Annotated in this window: 12 protein-coding genes and 1 pseudogene; 3 read left to right on the top strand and 10 right to left on the bottom strand. The window is 65.0% G+C overall.

The genetic code is table 11. The features are described 5' to 3' along the window. Positions 1-90 precede the first annotated feature (90 nt). Positions 91-444: pseudogene (gene vsr / locus CX1_RS12800) on the top strand (DNA mismatch endonuclease Vsr); the annotation flags it as partial. 114 nt (positions 445-558) lie between these two features. On the opposite strand, the gene CX1_RS05070 reads toward vsr, so the two are convergent. From CX1_RS05070 to CX1_RS05095, 7 genes are all read right to left on the bottom strand, one after another. Beyond that, complete coding sequence (locus tag CX1_RS05070; protein ID WP_046651192.1) at positions 559-1,650, bottom strand: DNA cytosine methyltransferase; 1,092 nt, start codon at positions 1,648-1,650, stop codon at positions 559-561. 70 nt (positions 1,651-1,720) lie between these two features. After that, positions 1,721-2,467: a DUF6339 family protein gene (locus CX1_RS12340; protein ID WP_146780659.1), complete on the bottom strand. Its 747-nt coding sequence runs from the start codon at positions 2,465-2,467 to the stop codon at positions 1,721-1,723. After that, positions 2,467-3,360 carry a hypothetical protein gene (locus CX1_RS12345; protein WP_146780658.1) on the bottom strand — a complete coding sequence of 298 codons (894 nt, stop codon included), beginning with the start codon at positions 3,358-3,360 and terminating at the stop codon, positions 2,467-2,469. The genes CX1_RS12340 and CX1_RS12345 overlap by 1 nt, the downstream gene beginning before the upstream one ends. Beyond that, the gene (locus CX1_RS12350) at positions 3,357-5,192 is read right to left on the bottom strand and encodes a hypothetical protein (protein WP_146780657.1); all 1,836 of its coding nucleotides are present in this window, start codon (positions 5,190-5,192) and stop codon (positions 3,357-3,359) included. The genes CX1_RS12345 and CX1_RS12350 overlap by 4 nt, the downstream gene beginning before the upstream one ends. Then, positions 5,189-6,157 (bottom strand): PD-(D/E)XK motif protein, encoded by a 969-nt coding sequence (locus CX1_RS12000; RefSeq protein WP_082719116.1) that lies wholly within the window; start codon positions 6,155-6,157, stop codon positions 5,189-5,191. Before CX1_RS12000 ends, CX1_RS12350 begins: the two co-directional genes overlap by 4 nt. Further along, on the bottom strand, positions 6,157-8,793 hold the full coding sequence (locus CX1_RS12005; RefSeq protein ID WP_082719117.1) for a Z1 domain-containing protein: 2,637 nt from the start codon (positions 8,791-8,793) through the stop codon (positions 6,157-6,159). The genes CX1_RS12000 and CX1_RS12005 overlap by 1 nt, the downstream gene beginning before the upstream one ends. Positions 8,794-8,912: 119 nt before the next feature. Continuing rightward, on the bottom strand, positions 8,913-10,172 hold the full coding sequence (locus tag CX1_RS05095; RefSeq protein WP_082719118.1) for a dipeptidase: 1,260 nt from the start codon (positions 10,170-10,172) through the stop codon (positions 8,913-8,915). A gap of 84 nt (positions 10,173-10,256) precedes the next feature. On the opposite strand from CX1_RS05095, the gene CX1_RS05100 reads away from it, so the two are divergent. Together CX1_RS05100 and CX1_RS05105 are read left to right on the top strand one after the other, a co-directional pair. Next, positions 10,257-11,504 (top strand): MFS transporter, encoded by a 1,248-nt coding sequence (locus tag CX1_RS05100; protein WP_060925355.1) that lies wholly within the window; start codon positions 10,257-10,259, stop codon positions 11,502-11,504. Between the two features lie 1,313 nt (positions 11,505-12,817). Next, the gene (locus tag CX1_RS05105) at positions 12,818-15,262 is read left to right on the top strand and encodes a DEAD/DEAH box helicase (RefSeq protein ID WP_082719151.1); all 2,445 of its coding nucleotides are present in this window, start codon (positions 12,818-12,820) and stop codon (positions 15,260-15,262) included. A 107-nt stretch (positions 15,263-15,369) separates the two neighbouring features. On the opposite strand, the gene CX1_RS05110 is transcribed toward CX1_RS05105, so the two are convergent. The 3 genes from CX1_RS05110 to CX1_RS05120 form a co-directional block, all read right to left on the bottom strand. Next, positions 15,370-15,984, bottom strand: coding sequence for a hypothetical protein (locus tag CX1_RS05110; protein WP_060925356.1), 615 nt, complete (start codon positions 15,982-15,984; stop codon positions 15,370-15,372). A gap of 93 nt (positions 15,985-16,077) precedes the next feature. Continuing rightward, positions 16,078-16,701 (bottom strand): hypothetical protein, encoded by a 624-nt coding sequence (locus tag CX1_RS05115; protein WP_146780704.1) that lies wholly within the window; start codon positions 16,699-16,701, stop codon positions 16,078-16,080. 362 nt (positions 16,702-17,063) lie between these two features. Next, complete coding sequence (locus CX1_RS05120) at positions 17,064-21,011, bottom strand: proline dehydrogenase family protein (protein WP_113570028.1); 3,948 nt, start codon at positions 21,009-21,011, stop codon at positions 17,064-17,066. Positions 21,012-21,083 lie beyond the last annotated feature (72 nt).

Consider the following 21,083-nt stretch of genomic DNA (forward strand, 5'->3'; position numbering starts at 1 on the left):
GAGAGTAGTTCGAACATGTGTTTTGGCCCGTGCGTGCCGGCATCATCGTGGTGGAGGACGATCGACCGGCGCGGTGGAGGAGGTGGCGCGATGAACGCGGATCCACGAGGGCCAAAGCCCCTCAATGCTCGGGTGTCCAGGAATCTGAGCCGAGTCAAGCGGCGCGATACCAAGCCGGAGATTCAACTGCGACGAGAGCTGCGTCGACGAGGACTGCGCTTTCGCGTCGACTACGGACGTATCCCCGGTCACCCCGACGTCGCCTTCACGAAGGTCAAGAACGCCATTTTCGTCGACGGTTGCTTCTGGCATGGGTGTGACATCCACGGTTCGCTCCCAAGAAACAACGCCGAATGGTGGGCCGCCAAGATCGCCCGGAACCGCGAACGGGATGTCAGGGTCACGAACGCTCCTCGTGACTTTGGTTGGGTGGTTCTTCGCTACTGGGCGCACGATGACATCGATGAAATGGCCGATGAGATCGAGGACATCTGGCGAGATCTTGTCGGGTTGTCGCCCATCGACCGTGGATTAGGGAGTCGAGATCTTGGACGAGTGCTACGCCATGCCCGGCAGCGTCGGCTCGTCTTCGGTTCTGCCATTCCCTTCGAAGGCGTCGAGAAGAGAAGTCGCGATCGCCTTCGCCATTGGGATCGGTACGGCGTTCCCGATCTGCTTGCCGATAGAAGTCTTTGAACCGAACCACAGATAGTCCGACGGGAAACCTTGGATGAGCGCGGCCTCGAAGTGCGTGATCGCGCGATTCTCGGTCGGGTGGATGTAGCGTCCCTTCTCCGGTTTGAAGAACTCCGTGCGGATGGTCACAGAGGGGTGATCCCACCGGAGGCGTCCCATGACGTCGCCGGAACCGGTTTTGTGGTTGCGCCAGCAAGGCGCGAGGTATTCATCCCGAATGTCGAAGCGGTTGCCGCCGGGCGGGATGTCTCGGAATCGCTTCAGGGAGATTTCGCGGTAGTCGCGGGTGAAATGCAACTCGTGCGTTTGCACGGGCCGTTCGCTGCGGAGGTGGGTGCTCGTGACGGAAATGGGGACACCGGCGAGAATGTCCCGAAGTACCAGGCGCCGTGCATCTGGCAGCACTTCGGGCCAAGCCGGGGCAGTCGATCCCTTCTTCCATCCCAGGGCAATGAATCGTTTTCGGTTTTGCGCCGCCCCATAATCGTTGGCGTTCAGAATCCTCTGGTCATGGCGGTAGTCGGCGAGGATTCCGCCAGGCTCGAACTCTCTGAGGAACAGGGGTGCTTCGAGCGACTTCATGAACTGCGGAACATTTTCCATGACGAAGTACGTTGCGCCGGAGTCTCGCACCGCCTCGGCGTAATGGCGCCACAGTCGATTGCGTTCGTCATCTGCAGCTTGCCGGCCGAGCTGCGAGAACCCCTGGCACGGAGGCCCTCCCACGACGACATCGGCCGCGGGAACGGTCTCGTGTTCCGACCAGGTTTCGATGTCCCCCGCGAACGTGATCTGCTCACCGTCACCGTGGTTCGCATCGAAGGTGTTCGCGGCGTCCTCATCCCATTCGACGGCCCGAACACAACGGAATCGATCGCTGGCCTGCCTGAACCCTTCGGTGATTCCACCTGCACCTGCGAACAGGTCCAGCGTGCGGAGGGTGTTCGAAGTCATTGCCCCAGGCTAGCCGGCCGAGTCCCCATCGCCAAACGAAGGCATCCACGTCGCACCGGCCGTCGCGTCGTCAGCGGAGGGCATCGATACTCTCGGCGATCACCTCGTCAACGAATGCATGCAGCTCCGGGGTGGTCATCGAAAACGTGTCGATGAACGCCAATCGGCGGCGAATCCGTCGCGTGACGTCTCGCACCAGTGCCCTCCGAGGAAGACTCGACAGGTGTTTTCCGGTGGCTTCCATGAAGTAGAGGAAGAATTCGCGATTACGCGTCAATGACGTACGTTCGAAAAACTGATTGAGCTCGGATTCGTTGTACTGGTCCAGCAACCCTGGACGTTCCCGGCAAACGGTTTCCTGCCACCACAACCGTCCCCACGCATGGCGCGTCGGATCAATACAGATCCAGCGTTCTTTGTTCCCAGGGGATCCATTTGAGCCAGCCCACCGCCAGTGAGTGAGGTCGGGGAGAAGGACCAACGAAATGAACGACCACACCCCCGGTTGTCCGGCCTCCTCCCACGTGAGATTCATGTGATCCACGATCAAAGGCGCCGCCGCTCTGTCGAAGTCGGTTCCGGTGTCTGAGGAGCGCTCCAGCGATTCGAAACCGTAGTTTCGGGCCATGTTTATGAGCACCTCCCTCAAGGCATCCATGTCCCGTTGCCCGACTCGACCTCCGGTTGGGCCGTACGTCATTTCGTTGTGGCTCAGTCCGTGCGGGGGAATCTCTCCGGCCATCAGCTCCGTTTGAAACATGGTTTCGGCAATCGATCGCGCAATCCGTGGCCATAATTGGGCTTGTTTACCGGACATCAGAAGGGGCGCCCCTTTCCTTGACGGCGAGTGATTCCTTCGAGGCTGGCTCTCAGTCGAGTGAGCTGGTCGATGCCGCCGCCGAGATTCGATCCCGAGAGTTGGGCCTGCTCGAGCAAGAGCGAGAACATCGCCCCGAGGGATCCGACTGGCCAGGAGGAGTGCTCGGCGAGTCCTTCGCCTCGATCGATTTCCATGGCGAGGTAGAGCATGTGCGTTGACAGCCCGTGGCTGAGCTCGCGCAACAGCGTCTTCTGCGCCGCGGTCGGGTTCTCCGCCGTGGTCGCCTTGACGAGCTTGTCATCACGTTCGTTAAGGTGCAGAACTGAGGCAGAGTTGAAGGAAGCGGTCAGGTCCGTCGAATCGATTTCGAAATACCACGATGCATCCGGATCAAAGGGGGTGTGCGCGAAGTCATCGATGCAAACGGGGAACTTCCCTTCGTCGTCACCGAGCATCACCGTCTGAGTGTCGTCGTACAAGACGGTGCCGGGACTCATCGGTGCCCCGTCTTCAGACCCCGCTGCAGGCACGGCCGTAACCGTGGTGCGCAGCGTCAGTCTGCCACCGACCTCCATGCCGTTCAGCCTTCCTCGAACGCTTCGTTGCTTTTCGTCTACGACGATTTCTTGGGCGACGATGCCCCCCATCTTCGAGGAATCGCTCGACCAAGACACCGTCACTCGAACGGCCGAGTGAGGCGCCAACCCACAATCGTCGTGGATGCCCTTGAGATCAACTTCGTACGGCCGTGACACCTCCAGATCGGTTCCGGGGTTCCAATCTGGAATATCAGCCTCGAGGACGGACCACTCGTCACCGATTCGGCGATTCCAGTCACCGAAATCTATTCGTTCGACATCAGGAATGAGATATGGGGGATTCAGCATCATTTCTCCTCAGTGGTGACGGCGAGGCCGATGGATGCATTGGGGACCCGAGAAATCTCGACGGTCAGGGTCTCGTTGTCGGCGACGTCTCCGGTGACGGAAAGTTCGTTTCCCTCGGACAGAACCGCACCCGTCGCGTCTCGCCATCCGATGATCGTCGGGACGGGGGCGTTGGCGGGTGCTCCGCTTTCTCGACGACCGTCGTCGAGGAACACGAAAGGATCCGCGACCAACGTAACCTGGCGATGCCCGACGGCAGGGGGGCGAACGGTAGCGATTAGCTTGAGCGATCCGTCGTAACGTACGAGTCGAGGCTGCTCGAGGACTCTTGCTGTTGGGCCGCGCTTGCCTTTTGACCGAGTGGTTTGAGGCTTCTTGGGCGAGGATGGGTTGACTTCGCGTCCATCGAATGGAATAAGTCGCGCCAGATTCGATGAGAGCCGGCCGAGGCCCGCTAAGTCGGAGGATCGCGTCGAAGCCTTCGTTGCCAGCAGCTCTTTGACGCTCTTGCGAAGATTCGTCGCCGCATGGTTGACGACGAGACGCGCCCTGTCGGGCAGTCCCCGAGTTTCCCATTTGTCGTGCGTCGGCGGTTCGGCATCCGCGAAGCACTGGTCGAACTCGGGCGAGGCGATGAACGCCGCGCCGTAACCCATGTCTTGCCCCGGGTATGGCTCACATTCGAAGTAGTCGACGACGAGCTTCGCTTGCCTCATACGGGCGACGTGGTGGTACGGGCCGTTGAATGGTTTCGCGGAAAGGAGTCCCGCACTCGATCCGGAAGTCGGATCCGACTGGCAAAAGTGAATCGCCCATCTTCCCACTTCACCGGGGAAGCTCTTCGTCTTTCGGATGATGGGGGAACCCTTGCCCTCGCCTATCGCATCCAGGGAAAGCGTGAACGGGCGAAGGAAGACATATTGATCGGGCCTTTGGATCGGGACCGCTTCGCCCTCCGCGAAAACCGACACTTTGATTTCGGGAGTTCGAACCGCGGAACCGAGCTTCGGCCACAGGTGCCATAGAATTGCGGAGACGACCCGATCGGCGGCCTCCTCGACGTTGTCGTGGCGAGACTCCTCCTCGCCATCCGCCAGGCCCAGATTCGGCATGAGAATCGCGACGTCCGTACCGGTTTCGTCGTCATCGAAACCCGGCAATCCGAACTGACGGGAGGTGGTCGCCGCCTCGTCTTCGAGGAGAGGGAGGGGAACACCGCGAGAGCCATCCGTGGCGCCCCACCAGTGGCGCCCCGTATAACGGATGCCGTCGCTGCCGGTGAACGGGTCTCCGAGTGCGGCTCCCATGAGCCGCCGGCGATTCACGCGATCCGTGCAGTGAGTGTCGACGAGAATCGCACCACACGCGCTGAGGTTGTAGAAGATCGCTTTGCCGAAACCGTAAGTGCCGCCGCCCAGGTCCTTGTCTCTGGGCTCGCCGACGTTGCGCAAAAACTGGACGAAATTGGCCACCTGCCCCGGTTTGATCTTTTCGTCCGCGAGCAGAGGACCTCCGAGACCCGATGTTCCTCGGTCGCTGACGATCAGAATCAGCGAATCGGGCGTGAGGTCTCGGGGATGGACCACCGTTCCGTCGGTCGAATCCGAATCACCGATAAGCCGACGCCAGGCATCGGCATGCTCGCCGAGCCGGCGAAACTCGATTGAATAACGAATCTGGTCGCCGAGGGCCGCGTCCCAGCTGTTTTGGGCAGACTCGCGGACAAGTACGTCCAGCAGCTCCATGGAAGGTGTCCCGAGCTGCTTCATTACGCCCGAACCCGTCACGCCGCCTTCGGGAGGAAACGGCTGGGACCACCAGCGTACGCTGCTCACTTGCCGACCTCCTTGAGCCACGATTCGACGTTGGAGAATGCATCGACGGTGATCAAATCCTCAGGCTCGACCGAGTACCGGAGGCGCTCGATTGCGGAGGGGAACTCGCCATCCGCGAAGGATGAGGCAACGATTCGCGGCGTCTGCTCGTTAACCTCGAACAGAGATTCACGAACGACGGAGTATCTGTAGTGCTTAAGGTTTTCGTCGTCTTCGAGCACCCCGATCTTGTTAAGAGTCGTGCGGAACTTCTGCGGATCCTCGACTTGATCTTCGATCTCTTGTGCAAGTTCCAGCAACGAATTGCCTCCCTCGTCCTCCTCGACCTGCCGAAGGCACAGGAACAACGGTTTGCCTTCGAAGGTGTCAAGCTGTAGCGGGCCGTGGAAAGTCACCTGATCGGAGCCAGCACCGTAGGCCTTGACCTCGAGTGACATTGTGTCGAACTCGAAATCATGGGGTGCTTTCGATGGCCCAGTCCAGGAACTGGTCTCGACGATCTGCTGTGCCTCGACGAAGTCCTTCAACACGCCGAGCTCGGCGAAAAGAGAGATTCGTTGTTGGGGCGTTAGAGTGCTACGCCGTCTGTGTAAAAACAATGACTTCCACTCATCGATGCATTTCAGAGAGTCACTTGCAGGAGTGGTGCTTGTGAGTGCGACGTCAAGAATACTGCCGACAAGGCGGTTGAAAGTATCGAACAATATGCTATTGACGCAGTAAACGTCAAGATGGGGAACGAAGTCAAACCGCGCGACGCCTACCTCCTTGACTCGAACTCGGAGAAACTCCCCGATATAGTGAACGTCGCCTTCGATATCGCCGAGTGGTAGCAAGATGTGACGGAAGCCGTTTTGGTCTAGTGCGAGTTGTATTTCTGAATCGCCAATGAACCCCGTCGTGAACTCGCCGGTTGATGGGATAGTGAGGTCATTCCATAAGTCCGCGATCTCTGAAATATTCATCAGTATTCCTCAGTGTCCGAGAATAGAATGTCGTGAAGCTCTTCTGGGTATTCGTCGCGGTCAGGTAGGTCCACCGCCATATGGGTCGCCATCCTCCTCTTTCGGATATCGGTCGCCCCATTCTGTTCAGGGTCGGGAAAGCCAATTCCGAATCCAATGGGGTGTAGTCCTTCGGCTGCGTCGATAGCGTACTTTTCGACCTTGCGCTTTTTCTTTGTGTTTTCGGGCTCGGAGATCGGATCAATAGCGTAAATTAGAAGGATGCCCTTTTGGCAATGATCGTGATTCAGGCTTCGTAGGGTAAGCATGCGGGGGTCCGATGCCACCTTCTTAGGCCCCCCAGTGGCTTTTCGCAATTCAGATCGACTCATTCCGAGGCCAAGGCCGAAGTCGGTTGGATTCGATAGAGTGTGGATGCGCTTGTTCGTCGGATCATCGGTTTCAGCCGACCGTCGTGATGACGGAAACTCTCCAAGGGCGCCAAGCGAAACTGGGCTGCCGTTGCCTGCGATGAAAGCTACTGTCCACGATTCAAGATAGCCGTCGCGTGCCGCTAGGCATTCGCGAATGTACTCGGACAGCAGTTCAGGCGCCATGTTGGCCTGCGAATCGTGGGTCGAATAGGAAGAGAGGAAACCGAGTACACATCTGGCAGGAACATCGTCATATACAAGCGAACGACCTAGGTTGCTACTCTCAGAAAGCAGCGTTCCAACTGTCGTGACTTCGCTTGCAAGCGTAGAAGCCGCGCGAATGTTGGATCGAAGTGTGGTTGGATCGGTAACGTCAAAATATCTCGTAGTTAACGCGTGCCCACTGAAACTGATGTAGGCAGGCCGAGCTGCGCCCATCTTGGCGGTGATGGCGAGAGATGGATGAGATTGAATCCGCACTGCCAAGTCGAGAGGGGTGAGATCTTGTTCTTGATATCGATCAATGTCCATCCGCATCTCATGCTCTACCTGCGCAAGGTGTCGGAACTGGTTCTGTAGTTCTTCGGTCATCCATATGCGCGGTAGGTCTTCGTAACCGTTTCGGAATCCGAACCAACGTCCCATTTGAAGTAGTGTGTCGTATGCTCTTGCGTAACGCACAAAAACGGAAGAGACGAGACCTTCGAGTGTCAGTCCTCTGGAAAGGGTATTCGCACCGACGGCGATCACCAATTGTGGGGATGCGCCACTGCTGTAGTCGAGTCGATCCTTGGACTTGTAGTTATCTAGTACGATTCGCGTTCGTTCAACGACCTCCAAGAGATGGTCTCGAACCTGGTCGAAGGGCACCTCATGCAATCCAAATTCTGCAGCCGGCACTGATTGCGTTTCGGTATCCCATTGTCGTTGCAGGTTGTCGAACGTGGTGTTGTCCTCAGACTTCAAACGGGCAAGCAGGTCCTCGCGGAATGCTTCAAGGGGTGCACGAAACGATTCGTGGACTTCGGTCGAAATATGCGTGTGGATCAGCATGGAGCTGTGGCCGTCGTGTCCTCGCGCGAATCTGGCGGCGGTGGCAAGGAAGTACCAGTTCAGTGCGTCCTCGAGGGGGCCTTCGGCGGTCGGAATGAAGGTGGGGATGTCGTCTCTGCTCGCGGGGGCGAGGTGGCTTACTTCGTGTGAATGTACTATCCGCACCATGTCGTAACCGGATGAGTCTTCAGAGTCGTTCTCCGCATCTGGTCGTCCGAATATCATTTCCGGCCCGAAGTATCCCTCTGGTCGCGGAAGGTTTAGTATGAAGCTGCGCGGATAGAAGTCGTCTGGATTGGTTGGATCGACAAAGACATTGGCGAAGGGGGTGGCGGTATAGCCAATGTAGGTATTGCGCGGCATGAGTTTTAGAATCCTGCTGATCATGCCGTTTATCGTGTTGGTATCGATCGAAGCTTGGTCGGCTTCGTCGTCAATCACTAGCACACGCAGGTTTTTCAGGTGTTCGCGCATGGCTTTTGTGTCGAGCCAGGCCTCGAGTCTGCCGAGAACGGCGGCGTTTTTCTTGACAACCATCAGCCCCGCTGGCTTGCCCTCGCCGAGTGCCTGCTCGCCTCGAAATGTGGGCTCGTAGAAATCGGATTTTGGTGTCGTGAGTGATAGCCATTGTTTGGTATTGAGGTCGGTGAGCTCGGAGTCGAGTCGCTTCTGCGTTTGCTTTCGTAGTGAGTTATGAATGCCGGAAAGTACAATAACCAAGTGGTAGCCCAAGTCGGCGGCTTTTGCGGCTACTGCGGTGAAGTTGGTAGTTTTCCCGGACTGGATGTATCCAACGACTAGTCCTCGGCTCTGGAACTTCCTTCGGGTGGGTTTTGGTGTATGGGCGATGATGACATCGGAAGCAGTGTCTACGGAATTAACCTGGTCTTCAGGCCGGTTTTTGTGATGCAGGTAGTAGTTTCGAAGACTTGCCCAGCGAACGTCCCCAGGCTCGGTTCCTGAGTACCATGGCTTCAACCCAGCGGGTCGGATGACTGCGGGTTCTGATTCCGTTATTCGAGTCAGTTTTAAACTGAATCCGTCGGTAAGCTGGTCGAGGATGTCTTCGGTCACCCCGGGAAGTGCCGCGCACCTGCTTCGGGCTACTTCTACGTCGTATGTGCGGGCGAGAAAGTTGAAGTAGTCGGTAAAGCTGTCGGCCGTCGTCATTGTTTCCTCTGTTCTTGAGAGCGTGAACCCATCTTATCTGCTTGGGTTTCGCCGGTGGGATCGCGCTCTGACGGCTATTGCCAGTGTTTGGCGCTTGCGCGGTGTTTGTTGCCCGCCCCCTACTCCGGCAGCACCTCTCCCAGCACGCGGAGGGTGTTGACGCCCATGATCTTCGCGATGTCCTCCTCCGAGTACCCGCGGTCCATCAACTCCTGCGTGATCACGGCCAGCTGCGAGGCATCCCACGGCACCTCGACCGACCCGTCGAAGTCCGAACCCAACGCTGCCGCGTCGATGCCGGCCACCTCCACCACATGGTCGATCGCATCGACCACCGGCTCGACGCCCAGGCCGCACACCGCGTCCTCCCAGTAGCCCACGCCGATCACGCCCCCGGTGCCGGCGATGCCCCGAATCTGCTCATCGGTCAGATTCCGGTTCACGTCGCACGTGGCGCGCACGCCGCCATGGGAATACACGACCGGCCCGTCGGCAAGCGAGATCATTTCCTCCATCGCCTCGGGGCTCGCATGCGCCAAATCCACGACCATGCCCAGCTCCTGCATCTGCGTGAACATCTCGCGGCCCAGATCCGTCAGGCCACCGCGATCGACGCCATGCATGGACCCGGCGACCTCGTTGTCGAAGAAGTGCGTGAACCCGGCCATCCGTGCCCCCGCGTCATACAGGCGCTTCAAATTCGCCCCGTTGCCCTCCAGATTGTGCAGCCCCTCCAGCGCATACAACGCGCCGATGGCATCGCCGCCGGCCTCGCGCTCGGCCACCAACGCCTCCAGATCCCCCTTCGTCCGGATCCACCGCAACTGCCCGTCCGACCCCTCGACCGCCCGATCCAGCTTCTCGGCGTGATACATCGACCGCTCGAACGGCGAATTCCACGTCCGCGGCGGCTGCAACTGCGCCACCGACAGGGGAGTGATGTTGTCCGTCTCATCCGTGTTGCCGTCCAGATTCTGCCCCCGGGGCGACTTGGTCACCGACGCGAACACCTGCAGCGCCACGTTGCCCTCCCGAAGCCGCGGCACATCCACGTGTCCGCGATCCGCGCGCTCCAGAATCGACCGCTTCCACAACAGCGCATCCGAATGCATGTCGGCGATGGTCAACCGCCCGTGCAGGTCCAGGGCCTCGGGGGAGGGGTCCTTCAGCTCGACCTCGGCAACCGGATTCAGTTGCTTTTCGACGATCCCCGGCGCCACCGCCAACACCACCGCCACGATGACCACCAGCACCGCCACGATGGCGCCGCCGATCTTCCACCCGCGATGCTTCTTCGGCCGGCGCTTCGCCTTCGCCGATGTGGCCGTGGCTCCCGATGCTCCCGAGTCGCCCGCCGTGTCCCGTTTCGCCGCATTCATGTTTGCCACGCTAACCGAATGTGACGGCGGTCACCGTCGTAAAGCCCGGAAAGCGCGATTTGGACCCGGGACTATGGTGGACACATGCAACAAAAACGTGGCGGCGCGACCACCCCGCGCGCTCCGCGAGAGCCGAAAACCCCCATCCCCCGCGAAATCTGGGTGCTGGTCAGCGCGGCGTTCGTCATCGCGCTGGGCTTCGGCCTCATCGCCCCGATCCTGCCGCAATACGCACGCAGCTTCGACGTCTCCGTCTTCGCCGCCAGCTTCGTGGTCAGCTCGTTTTCCATCTTCCGCCTCATCTTCGCGCCGACGTCCGGCCGCCTGGTGGACAAGGTCGGCTACCGGTACACCTACCTCGGCGGCCTGACCATCGTCGCCGTGTCGACCCTGCTCGTCGGCGTCGCCTGGGACTACTGGTCGCTGCTGGTCTTCCGCGCCCTCGGCGGCATCGGCTCGACCATGTTCACCGTCTCGGCGATGGGCCTGATCGTGCGCATGGCGCCGCCGAACATCCGCGGCAAATGCTCGTCGGCCTACGGCTCGGCGTTCCTGCTGGGCAACGTGTTCGGGCCGCTGCTCGGCGCCGTGATGGCCGCGTGGGGAATGCGCGCGCCATTCTTCATCTACGGGTTCGCGCTGGTCGTGGCCACGCTGATCGTCGCCGTGCGCCTCAACCCCGAGGCGCTGCGCCAGAAGGTGCCCCAGCGCACCACGCCGGTCATGCGCTTCCGCGACGCCTGGCGCGACTCCGCCTACCGCGCGGCGCTGGTGTCCGGCTTCGCCAACGGCTGGTCGAACTTCGGCGTCCGCGTGGCCATCATCCCGCTCTACGCCGCCGCGACCTTCGAGCACGGCGCGGCGGTGGCCGGCCTGGCGCTGACCGCGTTCGCCGTGGGCAACGTCATAGCGCTGCAGTTTTCCGGGTCGCTGTCCGACCGCATCGGGCGGCGGCCCCTGATCTTCGTCGGCCTGGCCATCAACGGCGTGGCCACCGCGGTGGTCGGGTTCATGCATGGCGACGTCGCGCTGCTCGCCGTGTCCGCCGTCGCCGGATTCGGCGCCGGCATGCTCAACCCCGTGCAGCAGGCGGTGCTTGCCGACGTCATCGGTTCTGACCGCCAGGGCGGCAAGGTGCTGGCGAACTTCCAGATGGCCATGGACCTCGGCGCGATCTCCGGCCCACTGGTCGTCGGCCTGATCGTCGACGTGTGGGGGTATCAGGCGGGCTTCATCGTCTGCGGCGTGATCACCGGCATCGCGTTCCTCGGCTGGCTCGGCGGGCGTGAGACGCTGGCGTGCGTGCCGACGTCTCCCAAGCCCGTCGAGTAGGGGAGCCGCGGCTCATGCCGCCCGCGCCGCCCACGCTGCCTACGACGCCCACGACGCCCACGAGATCGTGATCGAGGCCGCGAATCGTGATCTCGTCGACGGTGCCCAGCTGCGACGCCGACGAGATCGCGATCTGGGCCGCGAATCGTGATCTCGTCGACGGTGCCTCGACCGCGTCGCCGACGAGATCGCGATCCGGGCCGCGAATCGTGATCTCGTGGGCGGTGCCCGGCCGTGGAGGTCCGGGCTGCCCGTATGCGGCCCGAATGGGGCCGGCGGTGGGCGGTTCGTGCAGATGTGGTGCCAGTGCTGCATATCTGAAGCCCGTGACCTGCGGCAATGTGGAGGCCGGCGTGAGGGGTGTAACCGTATCTGCACGAAACGGGCGTGGCCCCGTCGGTTGCGTGCTCGGACGGAACAGCCCGCGGCGGTCGGGTGCTGAGGCGCCGAAGCTCGCGGCGGTTTCGTGCCGAGGTGGGCGGGCTTGCGGCTGATTCGTGCCGCGGCGCGGGAGCTTGCGGCGGGTTCGCGCTGAGGCCCGGGAGTTCGCGGCGGGTTCGTGCCAAGGAGATGCCACCGAAAACCGCGACCTGCGGAAACGTAGTTGCCGACGAGGCGTTGGCATCTCTGTGACACGTGAATGACGTTCATCATGGCGGGTCGGGCATGCGAGGGGACGCAGCGGCGCGCGGGTTGCGCGTATGTGGCCCGCAGGTGGTCCGGTGGTGGGCGGTTCGTGCAGATATGGCGCCAGCGCTGCATATCTGAAGCCCGTGACCTGCGTCAATGTGGAGGCCGGCGGGAGGGGTGTAACCGTATCTGCACGAAAAGCGGCGGCGAGGGCGGTGGGGACTGTACGAGAGTGGGCGGGGGCGGTGGTGGGGCGCGCAAGGGCGGCGTATCGGAGGGGGCGACGGAGGTTGGCGAGGCTCCCGATATGCACGCAATCAGAGTGACCTCCGACACCGTTGGGCCGAGTTAATCGCGTTTCGGCATGTAGAAGGGGTAGTGTGGCTCGGGCAATGAGCACAACCGATGACGTGGCCGGCAACGTGAAAACGCCGGAATCCAACGACGAATCGGTATCCACGGAAAGCTCGCACGACAGCGCACCCCTCACACTCGACGACGTACTGAAAACGTCGATGGTTGATGCTGCGCAGGTCAGCCAGGATAAGAGCGACCCCGCGGACACTGACGATGGGCGGGCCAACACGGCCCACGAAGACAATTTCAATGCAGAGCACGCGGTGTACGAGACCGCGGACGAGACGGCCGGAAGCGCCGCACATGAGGCCCACAGGGGCCATGAGATGGGTAAATACATGGGTTACGACAACGAGAATTTCCGCGATGAGCAGGGTGCGGAGCTGAACGAGAACACCGGCGAGAACACCACCGCCGAGCAGAACACCGAGAACACCGAGAACACCGTCGAGCAGGCGCAGGCCGCCGAGCAGAACGCCGAGCAGGCCCCCGCCGACGAGAACGCCGAGCAGAATGCCGGCGAGCAGAACGCCGCGAACACCGAAGCCACCGAGGCCGTGAAGGTCGACGAGACCGAGGTTTCCAACGCCGACGAGGCCCCCTTCGAGGACAACGCCGCCCCGGTCGAGAAGGCCGAGCAGGGTGAGGCGCAGGCCGTCGTCAAGCAGGCCGAGCAGAAGAACGACAAGAAGAAGGCCGACAAGTCCGATAAGGCCGACAACGACGAGCCCCAGGGCCCCTGCTTCGACGAGCTGGACCTGCCCGACGAGGTCGTCGCCGCGGTGACGAAGGTCGGCTATGAGTCGCCGTCGCCGATCCAGGCCGCGACCATCCCGACGCTGATGAGCGGCCGCGACGTCGTCGGCCTGGCGCAGACCGGCACCGGCAAGACCGCCGCCTTCGCGCTGCCGGTCCTCGCCCGCATCGACCGCAAGGTCCGCGCCCCCCAGGCGCTGGTGCTCGCCCCGACCCGCGAGCTGGCGCTCCAGGTCGCCGACTCCTTCCAGTCCTTCGCCGACCACCTCGGCGGCATCTCCGTGCTGCCGATCTACGGCGGCCAGTCCTACGGCATCCAGCTGTCCGGCCTGCGCCGCGGCGCCCAGGTCATCGTGGGCACCCCGGGCCGCGTCATCGACCACCTGCAGAAGGGCTCGCTGGACATCTCCGACCTGCGCTTCCTGGTCCTCGACGAAGCCGACGAGATGCTGAACATGGGCTTCCAGGAAGACGTCGAGCGCATCCTCGCCGACACCCCCGCCGAGAAGCAGGTCGCCCTGTTCTCCGCGACCATGCCGGCCGCGATCCGCCGCCTGTCGAAGCAGTACCTCAACGACCCGCAGGAAATCACGGTCAAGTCGCAGACGCGCACCGCGGACAACATCCGCCAGCGCTTCCTGATGACCGCGCACCGCAACAAGCTCGACGCCCTCACCCGCGTGCTGGAGGTCGAGGAGTTCGAGGCGATGATCGTGTTCGTGCGCACCAAGCACGAGACCGAGGAGCTCGCCGAGAAGCTGCGCGCCCGCGGCTTCACCGCCGCCGCCATCAACGGCGACATCGCGCAGAACCAGCGCGAGCGCACCATCGACCAGCTGAAGAACGGCCGCCTGGACATCCTCGTGGCCACCGACGTCGCCGCCCGCGGCCTGGACGTCGACCGCATCAGCCACGTGGTCAACTTCGACATCCCCCACGACACCGAGTCTTACGTCCACCGCATCGGCCGCACCGGCCGCGCGGGCCGCTCGGGCGAAGCGCTGCTGTTCGTCACCCCGCGCGAGGGCCGCCTGCTGCGCTCCATCGAGCGCGCGACGAAGTCGACCCTGCACGAGATGACGCCGCCGAGCGTCGACGAGGTCAACGACTCGCGCAAGTCGAAGTTCATGGACGCCATCACCGAGGCGCTCGCCGACGACCAGGTCCCGGTCTTCCGCGAGCTGATCCAGTCCTACGCCGACGAGCACGACACCCCGCTGGCCGACATCGCCGCCGCGCTGGCCGCGTCGTCGCAGAACGGCGACTTCCTGATGAAGGAGCCGCCGCGCCGCAAGCGCGACGATCGCGACGGCCGCGGCCGTGACGGCCGTGAGGGCCGTGAGGGCCGTGGCCGCTTCGAGGAGGACCGCGGTGGCCGCGGCGTCCGCGACCGCCGCAGCGAGCACGCCGCCCGCAAGGCCGAACGGGCCGAGTTCACCCGCGACGGCATGAGCAAGTTCCGCATCTCCGTCGGTCGCCGCCAGCACGTGCGCCCCGGCGCGATCGTCGGCGCCATCGCCAACGAGGGCGGCCTGACGTCGAAGGACTTCGGCCACATCGACATCCGCGGCGACCACACCCTGGTCGAGCTGCCGGCGAACATGCCGCAGCAGGTGTTCGAGAACCTGAAGGACACCCGCATTTCGGGCCAGTTGATCCACATCACGCCCGACGACGGCACCAACGTCGACGACGGCTCCCACGCCTACGACGACCGCGATGACCGTCGCGGCGGCGGGCGCGACGGCGACCGTGGCGGCCGCGGTGGTTTCCGTGGCGGGCGCGGCGGCGATGACCGTGGCGGTCGCGGTGGTTACCGCGGTGGCCGTGGGCGCGACGATGAGCGCGGTGGCCGTGGTGGTTACCGCGGTGGTCGCGACGATGAGCGTGGTGGCCGTGGCGGTTACCGTGGCGGTCGCGACGACGAGCGCGGCGGTCGCGGTGGTTACCGTGGCGGTCGCGGCGGCGACGAGCGCGGTGGCCGCGGCGGCTACCGTGGCGGACGCGACTACTAGCCTCCGCCCGGTGCTTTAGCGGCGCCGTTGCACGGAGCAGGATCGCTTTACGACGGACCGGCCCGCACCCTGGAATGGGGTGCGGGCCGGTTTCGTCGTCAAGCGATCTACTCGACGACGATGCGCCCATCTTGCTGGCGATGGTCCACGGCGCGGAGCTCGCCGTCGGGGCCCTTCCACGTCACGGTGATCGTGTCCGGGTCCGCCTGCTCGACGGACTCGACCTGGCCGGTGGCGTCGCCGAAGCTCTCGTGGGCGGCGAAGCCCTCGGGTACCACGGCGGCGTCGGAGAAGTTCGCGTGGCCCGAGCCGAAGAGAATCACGGCCTGCGGCGACGAACCCGTCGCGCCGGACACGGTGATCACCTGCGCCGAGAGTCCATCGGGACCGCCATCGACGAAGGGATAGAGCGGGTCGGCGACCCACTCGTAGTCGTCCGAGAGATGGCCCTCGAGGGTGGCCCACTTGATGGCCTCCGCCAGACGGGCGTCGTTCGCGGACGTATCGGCGGTGGGCGCGACGGGAGCGGTTGCCGTCGGCTGGTCAGCGGCCGGGGTGGATGGAGTGGCCGGGGCAGCGAGGGCCGCCGACGTGATGGTTGCGGCGGTCAGGGCCAGCGTCGCTGCGGCCGAGGCGGTCAGCGCCCCGATTCCGCGGCGGCCGTGCGTGCGGTGACTGCGGTTGTGGTGGTCATGAGCGTGGTCGTCATGAGTGCGGAACATGTCTTCCTCTCCGCGGAGGTCCGGTCTCGACCGTGGACATCCGATCGCGCCCGGTGGGGCGCGCGTCCCTCGTCGGGGATGGTCGGCCTGGGGCTACTGCGAGCCTTCCTCGTACAGCGCGTGGTACCTGCCCTGATCCCACAGGTAACGCATCGTCGCCGTCTCGCCGGCGGTGTTCTTCCACCACACGGTGATCTCCTGCGGAGTCGTGCGCTCGATGCGCGACATGCCGCTGATGTTTGTGCCCCACGCGGGGCCCTCGGCGACGAAGCCGGGGACCTCGGCCGTGGTGACGTAGCGGCCGTCGACCGGGTGGTAGAGCAGCAGCGCCGTCGGCGACGACGGCTCGCCGCCCAGCGCGGCGATCGGCTGCGCGACGACCTCGCCGCAATTGCCGGGCAGGAACTCCAGCGCCTTGTTCGGCGCCCAATCGTGGCCGGCGGCAATGTGGCCCTCGGCGATGGCGCGCGAGATCGCGTCGTCCAGGCGGGCCGGATCGTCGACGTGCTCGCACTCGGTCTGCGCCGCCGGGTCCGCGGGTGCGGCGTGGGCGATGGGGGAGGTGGCCGCGGTGACGGCGCCGACGAGCATCGTCAGCGATGCGGCGGTGGCCAGCGTCGCCCTGCGAAAGGTCGCGCGGCGCGGGGACGCGGTGGGGGCGGCGGGCTCGTCATTGGTGCGCGAGCCGGTCGTGCCGGGTGTCGGAGTGTGCATCATGTCGAACATGGTGTCCTCCCCGATCCGCCGGAGGGTCGATCTGTCGGGGTCGTGGGCGGCGGATCGCGTTGATCGGGTCGAGCCGGCCGCTGGATTCATCGTTCGACCTTGCGGTGTGATCCGGTGTCCCGATCAACTGTGGCGCCCACCGCTCTCCTTTTCGGCGGGGAATGCAAGGGGATCGGGGCGCTGTTGATGCATCGTTGTCGCGGCGTTATGCGGCCATGACATTGTGGCGAAAGTGGCGCGGGCCGACCGCCATGCCGCACGGACGACGTCGCAGATGCGCAGGCCAATGCGAACGACGCCGCCGGCACACCCCGGGTGATCACGGGGCGCCGGCGGCGTCGTCAAGCGCGAAGCTACTTCCGGAACGCCGCCCGCAAGTTGCGCTCCGCCGACTCCGACACGTGGCCGAAGCGGTGCAGCGACCACGACACGGCTTGCTCGCGCAGGTAATGGAGCATTTCGTGGCGACCGCTCTGCACGACCGGCGCGCGATCGAGCCACGAGCCGTTGTCGGCGGCGGCCTCCAACGCAGCCGTGGGCACCGCGCCCAGGCACCGCACCCGCGAGGACGCGGCGGCGGAGACGCGGGCGGTGAAGTCGGCGTCATCCTCGACCACGACCCGCACCAGCCCATGCGCCGACAGCACCCGCAGCACCGCCGCGACCGGCGAATCCGCGCGGCTCGGCGACGCGCCCGGATGCGTACCGTCCTCGGCGTCACCGATGACCGACGGGGCGATGGAGACCACGGGGTCCTCCGCATGCCCGCCGGACTGCGACAACCGCCCGGCGGCATGGCGTGCGGCGGCCGCCGCCAGCACCGTGCGCGCCAACGCCACCGGATGCGCACCGGGGCCGACGCGCACGACCGGCGTCGGGTACGCGCGGTAGCGGAACACGTTCGCCTCGCCGACCAGCCCGGACTCGTCCTTGGCCACGCCGAACTCCGTCGCGGTCCAGTGGGCGTCGGACCCGGCAGCACCCTGCAGGTACGCGATGGCGGTGTCGATGTCCGTGCCCAGGTCCGCCGCCGTCGTCGCGGAGGCAGCCTTGCCGGTGGCGTCCGTGGCGGCGTCCGACTCGGGCGTGGCCGGGGGAGCGTCGGCCGAACCCGTGCCCGAGGAGTCGGTGGCGCCGATCGCGCTGGCGCGCAGGGCGTCGGCCAGATCGCGCAGCACCGCGTTGGTGCCGCGATCCGTGCTGGCCTGCGGCATGTTCGGTGCCGGCGCATCGTGGACCGTGCCCATCTGCGCCACGTAGTTCGGGCCACCGGCCTTCGCGCCCGGCCCGACCGACGAACCCTTCCAGCCGCCGAACGGCTGGCGGCGCACGATCGCGCCCGTGATGTGCCGGTTGACGTAGGCGTTGCCCACCTCCACCTTCGACAGCCACGTGGCGACCTCGGCGGAATCCAGCGTGTGGATGCCGCCGGTCAACCCGTAGTCGACGGCGTTTTGCCACTCGATGGCCGTCTCCAGATCGGGCGCGCGCATGATGCCCAGCACCGGGCCGAAGCACTCCGTGAGGTGGAACCACGAGCCGGGCTTGACGTTGTCGCGGATGCCCGGCGACCAGATCCGGCCGTCGTCGTCGAGCTGGCGCGGCGTGACCAGCCACTTCTCGCCGGGCTCCAGCGCCGTCAGGCCCCGGCGCAGCTTGTCGCCCGGGGCCTCGACCAGCGGGCCCATGTCCGTGGACAGGTCGCGGCCGTGGCCGACGCGGAGGGTCTCGGCGGCGTCGAGGATCTGCCCCAGCAACCGCTCGGACTTGCCCGCCGCGCCGACGAGAATGACCAGCGACCCGGCCGAGCACTTCTGCCCGGCATGGCCGAACGCCGACGAAATGACGTCGCGCGCCGCGAGGTCCGGGTCGGCGGCCGGGGTGACGATGATCGCGTTCTTGCCGCTGGTCTCCGCCAGCACGGTCCGCTCGGGCCGCCAGCCGCGGAACAGCGACGCCGTCTCGGAGGCGCCGGTGAGGATCACCGCGTCGACGTCGTCATGCGTCAGCAGCGCCCGGCCGGCCGCACCCTCGTCGGTGTTGGCCAGCTGAATCAGATCCGGGTCCGCGCCGGCGTCGGCAAGCCCCTGGCGCAGCGCGGCGACGGCGACTTCCGCCACCCGCACCACCTGCGGCGCGGGAGAAATGATCACCGCCGACCCCGCCGCCAGCGCCGCGACCATGCCGCCGACGGGAATGGCGACGGGGAAGTTCCACGGCGGCGACACAACGGTGACGCGGTTGGGCGTGAACGCGATGCCCGGCTCGTCGGCGATGGCCCTGGCCGACGCGGCGTAGTAGCGGATGAAGTCGATGGCCTCGCTGACCTCGGGATCGGACTCGGCGACGGTCTTGCCCGGCCCGTGGACCATGGCGGCGATGAGGGCGCCGCGGCGCGACGCGAAACGATCGCCGACGGTCTCCAGCACCGACGCGCGGCCATGCTCGCCGAGATCCGCCCAGGCCCCCTGGACGCGGATGGCGCGGTCGACGACGCCGTTGACGTCGGCGACGTCCTCGATCAGCGGCGCCTTCGACGGCCCCGGATCCTGCGCGGGATCGACCAGGTCGGCGGCCCACTCGCGGTTGGCGGGCAGCGCGGGATCGGTGTCGGGTTCGTTGCGGAACGCCGTGGTCGTCGCCGCGGTGCGTGCCTGCTCGGCGCGCGGGGTGGTGGTCGTGCCCGGTGCCGCGTCGGGCGCGGTCGGCGGGCCCTCGACGCGGCGGTCCTGCGTGCGGCGCGGGGCCTCGCGGGTGGCGTCGCGCTCGGCGACGGCCTGGCGGAACCGCTCCTCCTGCCCGGACATCGGCGACTGCGGCGAACGCGGGTCGGGGCCGTCGCCGCCGGCGCGCTCGGACTCGTCGACGCTGGTCATCGCGTGGAGGAAATTCTCCTCCGCGGCGTTTTCCTCCAGGCGGCGCACCAGGTAGCTCACGGCGACGTCGAAGCTGTCGGCGTCGACGACGGGGGTGTACAGGATCAAACGCCCGACGTCTTCCTGAATCACCTTCTGCTGCATCGGCGCCATGCCCTGCAGCATCTCGGCGTCGATCTGCTTTTCGACGCCCCTGGCGCGGGCAAGTTCGACGGCCGCGGCCATGGAGAACAGATTGTGGCTGGCGACGCCCACGCGGAGGGCATCGGCGACGTCGGGGCGCAGCGACCGATCGAGCAGGCGCAGGTAGTTGGCGTCGGTCTCCGCCTTCGACGAGTACGGCGCGCGCACCCAGCCGTGCAGATCCGCGGTGACGGTTTCCATGGACAGGTTCGCGCCCTTGACCAGGCGGACCTTGACCGGGGCGCCGCCGCGGGCGACGCGCTTCTTGGCGAAGTCGATGAGCCGGTCCAGCGCCGCCACCGAATCCGGCAGGTACGCCTGGAGGACGATGCCGGCCTCGAGGCCGAGGAACTCGTCCTCGGACAGGATCCGCTCGAATACCTCCAGCGTCAGGTCGAGGTCGTGGTACTCCTCCATGTCCAGGTTGATGAACGGCGGGTTGGCGCGCTGCGCCTGCCCCGGCGCGTCGGCGGCGATGCGGTAGAGCGGGCGCAGCGTCTGCACCAGGCGCTCGACGCTGCCGTCGAAGTCCCAGGGGTTGAGCTGGGAGACGACGCTGGAGGCCTTGACCGACACGTAGTCGACCAGCGGGTCTCGCAGCAGCGCCATCGTGTCGTGCAGGCGGCGCTGCGCCTCCTTCGAACCGAGCACCGCCTCGCCGAGGAGATTGAGATTGAGCTGGCGGTCGCGCGCACGGGCGTCGCTGAGCAACTCGTTCAAGGCCTTGCCGTCGGCGTCGAGCACCAGGTGGCCGACGAGCTGCCGCATGCGCTTGCGCGCGATGGGCATGACCAGCCACGGGAACTTCGGCGCCATGATGCCGCCGAGCTGCATGGCGGCGCGGTCCATCGCGGAGAGAAACGCGGGCGCCTTCGTGCCCTTGGTCATCGCCGCCAGCTGGTTGGCGGCGGTGCCGTTGTCCTCCGGCCGGGCAACCTGGTCGACGAACGCCATGGTGTAGTCCACGCCCGCCGGATCGTGGACGAGCTTGGCCAGCTGCTCGGCGGCGTGGTCGGAGGAATCCTTGACGGGGGCATCGGCGGCGGGGTCCCCGGCGGAGCTGCCGGAGTCGCCGGAACCACCGGAGCCGGTGCGCCCCGTGACGCGTTCCGATTCCGCGAGCCACCCCAGCGCACGCGTCACCGCCTTGTCCACCAGATCCTCGAGGGGGACGAGGGCGGGCTGCCCATCGTCGCGTCCGTCGTCGTCGATCAAATGGCGGGCGTCGTGCGTGGGGGCCATGGTGTCCTCCTCGGGCGAAATCGGGTGGTCCCCGCGACGCCGGGGTGCCGGTCGACCTGCGGGGAGGGCAGG

Origin of the sequence: Corynebacterium xerosis NBRC 16721 = ATCC 373 (assembly GCF_001552415.1) — a bacterium.
Lineage (GTDB): Bacteria > Actinomycetota > Actinomycetes > Mycobacteriales > Mycobacteriaceae > Corynebacterium > Corynebacterium xerosis.

Bases quoted from the DNA above. Each gene is read 5' to 3' on its own strand.
- CX1_RS12345 (WP_146780658.1), bottom strand. From the start codon at position 3,360: ATGATGCTGAATCCCCCATATCTCATTCCTGATGTCGAACGAATAGAT.
- CX1_RS05120 (WP_113570028.1), bottom strand. From the start codon at position 21,011: ATGGCCCCCACGCACGACGCCCGCCATTTGATCGACGACGACGGACGC.
- CX1_RS12005 (WP_082719117.1), bottom strand. From the start codon at position 8,793: ATGACGACGGCCGACAGCTTTACCGACTACTTCAACTTTCTCGCCCGC.
- CX1_RS05095 (WP_082719118.1), bottom strand. From the start codon at position 10,172: ATGAATGCGGCGAAACGGGACACGGCGGGCGACTCGGGAGCATCGGGA.
- CX1_RS12000 (WP_082719116.1), bottom strand. From the start codon at position 6,157: ATGAATATTTCAGAGATCGCGGACTTATGGAATGACCTCACTATCCCA.
- CX1_RS05105 (WP_082719151.1), top strand. From the start codon at position 12,818: ATGGGTAAATACATGGGTTACGACAACGAGAATTTCCGCGATGAGCAG.
- CX1_RS12340 (WP_146780659.1), bottom strand. From the start codon at position 2,467: ATGTCCGGTAAACAAGCCCAATTATGGCCACGGATTGCGCGATCGATT.
- CX1_RS05070 (WP_046651192.1), bottom strand. From the start codon at position 1,650: ATGACTTCGAACACCCTCCGCACGCTGGACCTGTTCGCAGGTGCAGGT.
- CX1_RS05100 (WP_060925355.1), top strand. From the start codon at position 10,257: ATGCAACAAAAACGTGGCGGCGCGACCACCCCGCGCGCTCCGCGAGAG.
- CX1_RS05110 (WP_060925356.1), bottom strand. From the start codon at position 15,984: ATGTTCCGCACTCATGACGACCACGCTCATGACCACCACAACCGCAGT.
- CX1_RS05115 (WP_146780704.1), bottom strand. From the start codon at position 16,701: ATGATGCACACTCCGACACCCGGCACGACCGGCTCGCGCACCAATGAC.